Genomic DNA, 7727 nt, shown 5'->3' with positions numbered 1-7727 from the left:
GCCTGTTAAGGCGCTGCGCGCCATGCCTGGCGCACCATAAAAAAGCCCGAGCATGGCAATATGCTCGGGCAAATGACTTACCCACACGACCCGATATCAGTGAGGCAAGTAACGAGAGTGCTCGTGTCGATTTACATCGTATTCGTTAGTGGTGAAAACGCTCAGCGGCCTGACGGGCCAGCTCGCGAATACCGTCCCAATCCTCTGCTTCAACCATGGCTTTCGGTGTTAGCCAAGAACCGCCTACACACATAACATTGGGTAGTGACAGGTAGGTTTCAGCGTTATCAACCGTGATACCGCCGGTTGGGCAAAAGCGTGCTTCGGGAATCGGCGCACCAAAGGCTTTAATGGCTTTGGCACCACCGCTGGACTCAGCCGGGAAAAACTTGAAGCGGCGATAGCCGTACTGCCAGCCTGTCATCAATTCAGAGATCGTTGATACGCCGGGCAACATTGGCACCGGGCTCTCTACGCCATAGCGATAAAGTGCTTCTGTCGCGCCAGGGGTCACCACAAAATCTGCGCCCACCTGTTCAGCTTGGCGGTATTGCGCGGGCGTTAACACGGTACCTACACCGATGCTGGCTCCCGGCAGCGCTTCTTTCATGCGTTTAATTGCTTCCAGCGCGCAGTCGGTACGCAAGGTAATTTCCAACACGCTTAAGCCACCTTCAACCAAGGCGCGACCTAGCGGTACCGCATCTTCAAGACGCTCAACGGTAATCACCGGAATGACCTCGGCCTTTAAGCAGATGCTGTCAAGCTCGGCAGTGCGCGTTGAGGGTAGCTGTTTATCGATTGTCATCAGTGAGTCTCCAAGCAGGTGTTACTGGCAAACGTTTATTGGCGAAAGCCCAGGCGTTACGGCGCCCAGTAGATCGCTAACGGGCAAGATAAAAACGCGCGAATAGGTAGCTTACGGACATCATCACCATTCATGGCGTTTGCCAATACGCTGCGCTTATCATCGCCAGTAATATGTAAAATATGTCGATGCGCCTGATGCAGGCGATCTGCCGAGAAGGTAATACGCGGCTGCGGCTGACTAGGCGTGCGTACAGCGACAAGCGGCTCATCGGTAGAGAGCGCTAAACCTAGTTCTAGACTGTCAGGGAACAGCGACGCCGTATGGCCATCGCCGCCCATTCCCAAGATCACAACGCTGGCGGGCCAAGGCAGAGATGCCGTGCGTTTGGCAACCTCATCAACCCCTTCTTCCGGCGTCGAGGCATCCGAGGTTAGCGGTACGAAGTTGGCGTTCGCAGCCGCTCCTTGAAGCAGGTTTTCGCGCACCAGCTTGGCATTGCTATCGCTACTTTCCTCATCCACCCAGCGCTCGTCGGCCAACGTGATATCAATGCGCTCCCAAGGCAGCGGTTTGGCTGCCAGAGCTTTAAAAAATGGCACCGGCGTAGAGCCACCCGAGACGACTAGTAGCGCGCGCTCTTGGCGGCTCAAGTCTTCGGCCAATGCCTGGAAGACCGCTTCTGCCAGCTGTTGTGCTAGCGCTTGACGTGCTTCGCTCATATTAATAGTCCTCGTACCAACTGCGGCCATCTTGGGTAATCATGGCGATGGAGGCGACTGGCCCCCAAGAGCCTGCCGGATAACGGCGCGGCGGGGTTTCGCGGGCTTTCCAACCGTCGATGAGTTGGTCGCACCAACGCCAAGCGTGCTCAACTTCGTCTCGGCGCACGAACAGATACTGTTGGCCTTTCATGACTTCCAGTAGCAAGCGCTCATAGGCATCTGGGATACGTGATTTGGGGAACGCGCTGTTAAAGTCCAGGTGCAACGGACCAGGACGCAGACGCATGCCTTTATGCAAACCGCTGTCTTTGGTGAGCACTTGAAGCGCGATCCCTTCATCCGGCTGCAGGCGAATGATCAGCTTGTTAGACGCAATCCCCCGCTGATCAGGATCAAAAATGTAGTGCGGCTGCTGGCGGAAGTGGATCACGATTTGGGACAGTTTTTCAGGCATGCGCTTACCGGTACGCAGGTAGAACGGCACACCCGCCCAGCGCCAATTTGAAACCTCTGTTTTCATTGCCACAAAGGTTTCGGTCTGGCTCTGGGTATTCGCCCCTTCTTCTTCCAGGTAGCCGGGTACCGGCTGACCATCATTGGTGCCCGCGGTATATTGCCCACGTACTACATCACGCCCCAGCGCTTCACCGGTAAACGGCTTTAGGGCTTTAAGCACTTTTACTTTCTCATCACGAATCGCGTCGGCATCCAGGTTGGAAGGCGGGTCCATGGCAATCAAGCATAGCAATTGGAGCAAGTGGTTTTGCACCATATCGCGAAGCTGCCCGGCATCATCGAAGTAGCCCCAGCGTCCTTCAATGCCGACTTTTTCTGCAACGGTAATTTCTACATGGGAAATATGGTTCTGATTCCATTGCGTCCCGAATAACGGGTTAGCAAAGCGCAGCGCAATCAGGTTCTGTACCGTTTCTTTACCTAAATAGTGGTCAATACGGTAAATGCGCGACTCAGGAAAAACAGCCCCAATAGCGTCGTTAACTTCTTCTGATGACACTAGATCGTAGCCGATGGGCTTCTCAACGATAACCCGCGTTTGCTCATCCAGGCTGCCACTCGCCTCAAGGTTGCGGCAAATATCGCCGTAGATCATGGCGCCAACGGATAAATAAACCACCATGGGGCGATCAGAGCCTTCGCGCCATTCACGTATTTGCTCGAAACCCTCAGCTTTTTTGAAATCCAGCTGGCAATAGTCAAGCCGATTTAGAAAACGCTCGAGACTCTCTTTATCCTGCTCATCTTTTTTTAGCCGCTTTTGCAGCGCGCCGCTTACCAATTGGCGGAATGCAGCGGTGTCATGCGCTTGACGTGCCAGCCCCATAATCCGCGTGCTTGCGGGCATTAAGCCCTCACGGTCAAGGTGATAAAGCGCAGGAAACAGCTTGCGCATCGCAAGATCGCCCAGCGCCCCAAACAGCGCTAAATCGATAGCGTGTTTCTGATCGCCCAGCGGGGAATGTGACTGGCTCATCTCAGCTCCTATTTATAATTAGATGATCTAATGTAGTTAGATTACCTAAAATCTATCTGATATCGGGCATTATACGCAACATTACATGTAATTTTACTACAAAAAAATAGCATTGCCTCCCCAATTACGTCTTTTAACGTTATTTACGTCTCTCTTTAAGTAGTGCCGTCTCTGAGCAGCACCGATGACGACACCTAACGTTATACCGCTTTATTGTTACCTTTCATTCCACTCTACGCCCCTTGGATACGCCATCGCTACGCCCCTTGAGGATGAGGTGACGTTGCGCGTAATTGGCGACGCTGGCAGTGACTAAAGCGCTGCTCATCAAAATATTCGCAGCACTCTACGACAACAACAATGAGGTATTTACATTATGGCAACGTCTCGCCCAATTATGATGCCACTGTTAGCCGCCACGCTGGCTGCCAGTGCCGCCCTTCCCGCCGTTGCGTTTGAGGACGACCGCCTGACTATCTGGATGGGTGATAATAAAGGTCAAGCAGGCATTCGCGCAGTTGCCGAGCAGTTTCTTGAAGAAACCGGCATCGAAGTTGAGGTGGTATTTCCCGATAACCTTACCGACCGCTTTCAGCAGGCGGCGGGAAGTGGCCAGGGGCCGGATATCGTCATCTGGGCTCACGACCGCATGGGCGAGTGGGCACAAAGCGGCTTATTGAAACAAGTCGCCCCAAGTGACAGCTTCCGCGAGGCGTTTTACGACTTCACCTGGGAAGCTGCGCTGTGGAATGGTGAAACCTACGGCTACCCGATATCGGTAGAGTCACTGGGCCTCATTTACAACAAAGCCTTGGTAGAAACACCGCCAGAAAGCTTTGCCGAACTGATGGAGCTTGACGAAACGCTCTCTCAAGACGGCAAAAAGGCCATCCTATTTGATTACAGTGAGCCGTATTACGGCTGGACCCTGCTAGCGGCCAACGGCGGCTACCCTTTCAAGCAGACTGACAGCGGCTATGACGTCAGCGATATAGGCGTTAACAACGAAGGTGCCTTACAAGGGGCAGAACTGCTGGTTGAGCTGATCGAAAGCGATGTACTCCCCCGCGGCACTGATTACAACTTGATGGACACCCGCTTTAACCAGGGCGAAGTGGCTACCATGATTAGCGGCCCATGGGCTTGGCCGAACCTGGAGCGTAGCGGAATTGATTACGGCGTCGCGTTACTGCCGAAAGTGGGCGATGAACGTGCTAAACCCATGTTTGGCGTGATGACGGCAATGATTAACTCCGCCACACCCAATGATTTTCTCGCCGTGGAGTTTTTAGAAAACTACCTGCTTAGCGAAGAGGGCATGCACACATTCAACAGCGACGGTTCACTGGGAGCGGTTGCTCATATCGATTATCAGGCTGAGCTTGCTGATAACCCTAACATTGCCGCAACGCTTGAAAATGCCGAAGTCGGTATGCCCATGCCAAATATTCCTGAAATGGGTGCTTTCTGGGCTGCCATGGAGCCCGCCCTGCAAAACATCGGCAGTGGCCGCCAATCGCCCCAAGAAGCGCTGGATGCCGCTGCGCGGCGTATGCGCCAGTAAGCTTTTTCTGCCCTTCTGCCCGGTAGCCAATGCCACCGGGCAGCTTTCAGGATGTCACTATGTATACCACTAACGCCTCTCGTGGCCTTCCCCGCCACCGCTCTCGCCATCTCACCGAACGTTACACCCGCTGGACACTTCGCTGCGTCATTGCCACCTTGGTAATCGCGCTGTTATGGCTGGTAGTTGCCTTCCACCTTAATGGCCAGTGGATGTTCGCGCTGCTCTTTCTAGTGCTGGGCGCCTCGCTGGGCGTGGTGTTTACCAAACGCACGTTAATGAGCCACCGGTATATTTTTCCTGCCGTGGCGGGGCTGGGCGTATTTGTTATTTTCCCGCTGCTTTACACCATCGGCATTAGCTTTAGTAATTACAGCTCAAGCAACTTGTTGTCGGAAGAGCGCGTGCGCGGCCAGTTGATGAGCCAAACCTATCAACAGGAAGGCAACGCGTTTGAGCTAACGCTTTACCAAGCAGGTGAGCTTGTCCGCTTATACCTGGAAAACAGTGAGGCAGACACGCCCCAGCGCTTCGTTTCTTCACCGCTCAACTTAGCCAATCAAGAGACCCGTCAAATAGGTATTCAGGCAGTAGACGCTTCGCCTGCCCAAGAGCCACTGGGAATGCGCGCTATTATTCAGGCACGTGATTCTCTGCAAGGGCTTAGGCTGCTGACACCTGATGGCGCGGAGCTGCGTATGGCAGGGTTACGCCAGTTTGCTCCTATGGTAGATCGCTACGAAGCACGTGAAGACGACTCGCTTTATGATCGCCGCGATGACCGCGTTCTTACCCCCGACCCCGCTAGCGGATTTTTTGTCGCTGATAACGGCGAAAGAATCACGCCGGGATGGCCAGTCAATGTAGGATTTACCAACTATACGAAGATATTCACCGATCCCGACATTCGCGGTCCCTTCATGCAGATCTTTGTGTGGACCTTTGTGTTTGCCGCACTGACGGTAGTCTTCACCCTGGCCGTTGGCTTTGTGTTGGCGTCACTGTTGCAGTGGGACCAACTCAAGGGCAAAGCCGTTTATCGCACGCTGTTAATTCTGCCCTACGCCGTGCCCGCCTTTATATCCATCCTGATTTTTAAAGGCATGTTTAACCAACACTTCGGTGAAGTGAATATGATTCTGGACACGCTGTTTGGTGTTCGGCCAGAGTGGTTCACCGACCCGTGGCTGGCGCGCTCCATGCTGCTGATTGTTAATACGTGGTTGGGCTACCCCTATATGTTGCTGCTGTGCATGGGGCTAATCCAAGCCATCCCCCAAGATCTCTACGAAGCCTCGGCAGTCGATGGCGGCGGCCCTATTACCAATCTGTTTAAGATTACCCTGCCACTGATTATTAAACCGCTTACACCGCTGTTAATTGCCGCCTTTGCATTTAACTTCAATAACTTTGTGCTAATTGCGCTATTAACCGGCGGCAACCCTGACATTTTGGGCGCCAGCACTCCTGCAGGCACCACCGATCTATTGGTCAGCTACACCTACCGTATTGCCTTCCAGGATGCCGGACAGAACTTTGGGCTGGCAGCCGCCATCGCAACGCTCATTTTCCTCTTGGTCGCGGGTATGTCGTTGCTTAATTTGCGCCTTTCCAAGGTTAAGGTTTAGGAGGTTACTCATGGCCATGGTTCAACCGCGTTCTGTGGGCGCGCGCCGCTTGGGCGCACACCTTGCACTGATCTGCTTTGTTTCGCTGATTGTCTTCCCGCTATTGCTGGTGATTTCAATCTCATTTCGCGAGGGTAACTTTGCCTCTGGCAGCTTGATTCCCGAGAATTTCTCGTTGGAACACTGGTCGCTAGCACTGGGAATTCCCTGGGAACGCCCGGATGGCAGTATTGTTCAACCGCCCTTTCCCGTGCTGTTGTGGCTGTGGAACTCAATAAAAGTGGCGGTAGTTTCTTCGGTGTTGATTCTAATGTTAGCGACGACGAGCGCTTACGCCTTCGCACGCATGCGCTTTAAAGGCAAAGAACCGCTTTTGAAAGGTATGCTGATTTTCCAGATGTTCCCAGCCGTACTGTCGCTTGTGGCGCTCTACGCCCTGTTTGATCGACTGGGACAGTTTGTTGGCTGGTTAGGCATCAACACCCACGGCGCGCTGATCGTGGCATCACTGGGCGCGGTCGCGCTGCATATCTGGACCATTAAAGGCTACTTTGAGTCGATTGATGGCTCGCTGGAAGAAGCGGCTATGGTTGATGGCGCCAGCACCTGGCAAGCGTTCCGCTACATTCTGCTGCCGCTGTCGATTCCCATTTTGATGGTGGTTTTCATTCTGGCTTTCGTGATGAGTATCATGGAATACCCCATGGCCTCAGTACTGCTGGTGGATGAACACAAACTCACCCTGGCGGTAGGTGCCCAACAATACCTTGCCGACCACAACCAGCGCTGGGGCAACTTTGCCGCTGCTGCAGTGCTTTCCGGCCTGCCCATTACCGTCGCGTTCTTGATCTGCCAGCGCTGGATTATTGGCGGATTAACCGCTGGGGGTGTCAAAGGCTAAATTCCTGGATTTAACTAGTGCAGTACTCCCGCTTCCTCGCTTGAGCACCTTGCTCGTTACCGACCCTATTGATGGGGTCGGTTTTTTCATCACTGTGTTTATTACTTGAGTATTTTTTAGAGAAATTTTACGGACTTTGTGTGGTTGTCATGGTGTTATATCGCGATAAACATTAGGGCAATTTAAGAGCGGATCTATGACCACCTTTCCCAGCGGAATTTACTATCGAGACGCTTACCGCAATTGGGCACAAATATTTAAAATCATGGCAGTATTATGGTTAGTGCTTGCCATGTTTATGGCACTGCCTTGGATTGTTCTCATTATTGAAAAAGATCCTGACGCCCCCGCTTTTGGGGTGTCGCTTCTCATTATTCTGAGCGCCACGCTGATCACTTGGTTGCTAACCCGCCGAGTATCGCTGGAGCTGAAGCCTTGGCAAATGTTTATCTTGACGGCGGGCAGTTGGACCAGCATTAGCTGTTTTGCCAGCCTCCCGCTTATCTTAGGTGCGCCCCAACTTAGCGTTACGAATGCCGTCTTTGAGTCGGTCTCCGCGATTACCACTAAGTGGCTATTCAAAATTTATCGTGCGCTCAGACCCGTAGC

General features: G+C 53.1%; 6 protein-coding genes and 1 pseudogene. 4 read left to right on the top strand and 3 right to left on the bottom strand.

Going from position 1 to position 7727, the window contains the following annotated elements:
* Nucleotides 1-145: 145 nt before the first annotated feature.
* The 3 genes from INT19_RS01520 to zwf are packed head-to-tail and all read right to left on the bottom strand — an operon-like array spanning nucleotide 146 to nucleotide 3025.
* Entirely contained in the window at nucleotides 146-808 is a 663-nt protein-coding gene (locus tag INT19_RS01520) for a bifunctional 4-hydroxy-2-oxoglutarate aldolase/2-dehydro-3-deoxy-phosphogluconate aldolase (protein WP_038483316.1), read from the bottom strand.
* Nucleotides 809-864: 56 nt separating this feature from the next.
* Complete coding sequence (gene pgl, locus INT19_RS01515) at nucleotides 865-1530, bottom strand: 6-phosphogluconolactonase (RefSeq protein WP_193059439.1); 666 nt, start codon at nucleotides 1528-1530, stop codon at nucleotides 865-867.
* Nucleotide 1531: 1 nt separating this feature from the next.
* Complete coding sequence (gene zwf / locus INT19_RS01510) at nucleotides 1532-3025, bottom strand: glucose-6-phosphate dehydrogenase (RefSeq protein ID WP_089037965.1); 1494 nt, start codon at nucleotides 3023-3025, stop codon at nucleotides 1532-1534.
* Nucleotides 3026-3401: 376 nt separating this feature from the next.
* On the opposite strand from zwf, the gene malE reads away from it, so the two are divergent.
* The 4 genes and pseudogenes from malE to INT19_RS01490 all read left to right on the top strand — a co-directional run.
* Nucleotides 3402-4589: a maltose/maltodextrin ABC transporter substrate-binding protein MalE gene (gene malE / locus INT19_RS01505; RefSeq protein WP_193059438.1), complete on the top strand. Its 1188-nt coding sequence runs from the start codon at nucleotides 3402-3404 to the stop codon at nucleotides 4587-4589.
* 59 nt (nucleotides 4590-4648) lie between these two features.
* Complete coding sequence (gene malF / locus INT19_RS01500; protein ID WP_193059437.1) at nucleotides 4649-6217, top strand: maltose ABC transporter permease MalF; 1569 nt, start codon at nucleotides 4649-4651, stop codon at nucleotides 6215-6217.
* Between the two features lie 10 nt (nucleotides 6218-6227).
* Nucleotides 6228-7118 (top strand): maltose ABC transporter permease MalG, encoded by an 891-nt coding sequence (gene malG / locus INT19_RS01495; protein WP_089037962.1) that lies wholly within the window; start codon nucleotides 6228-6230, stop codon nucleotides 7116-7118.
* A 196-nt stretch (nucleotides 7119-7314) separates the two neighbouring features.
* Nucleotides 7315-7727, top strand: a pseudogene (locus INT19_RS01490) (hypothetical protein); the annotation flags it as partial.

The organism is Halomonas sp. 3A7M, from assembly GCF_014897875.1.
Taxonomy (GTDB): Bacteria; Pseudomonadota; Gammaproteobacteria; order Pseudomonadales; family Halomonadaceae; genus Vreelandella.
This window is presented reverse-complemented; position numbering and strand designations above follow the sequence as displayed.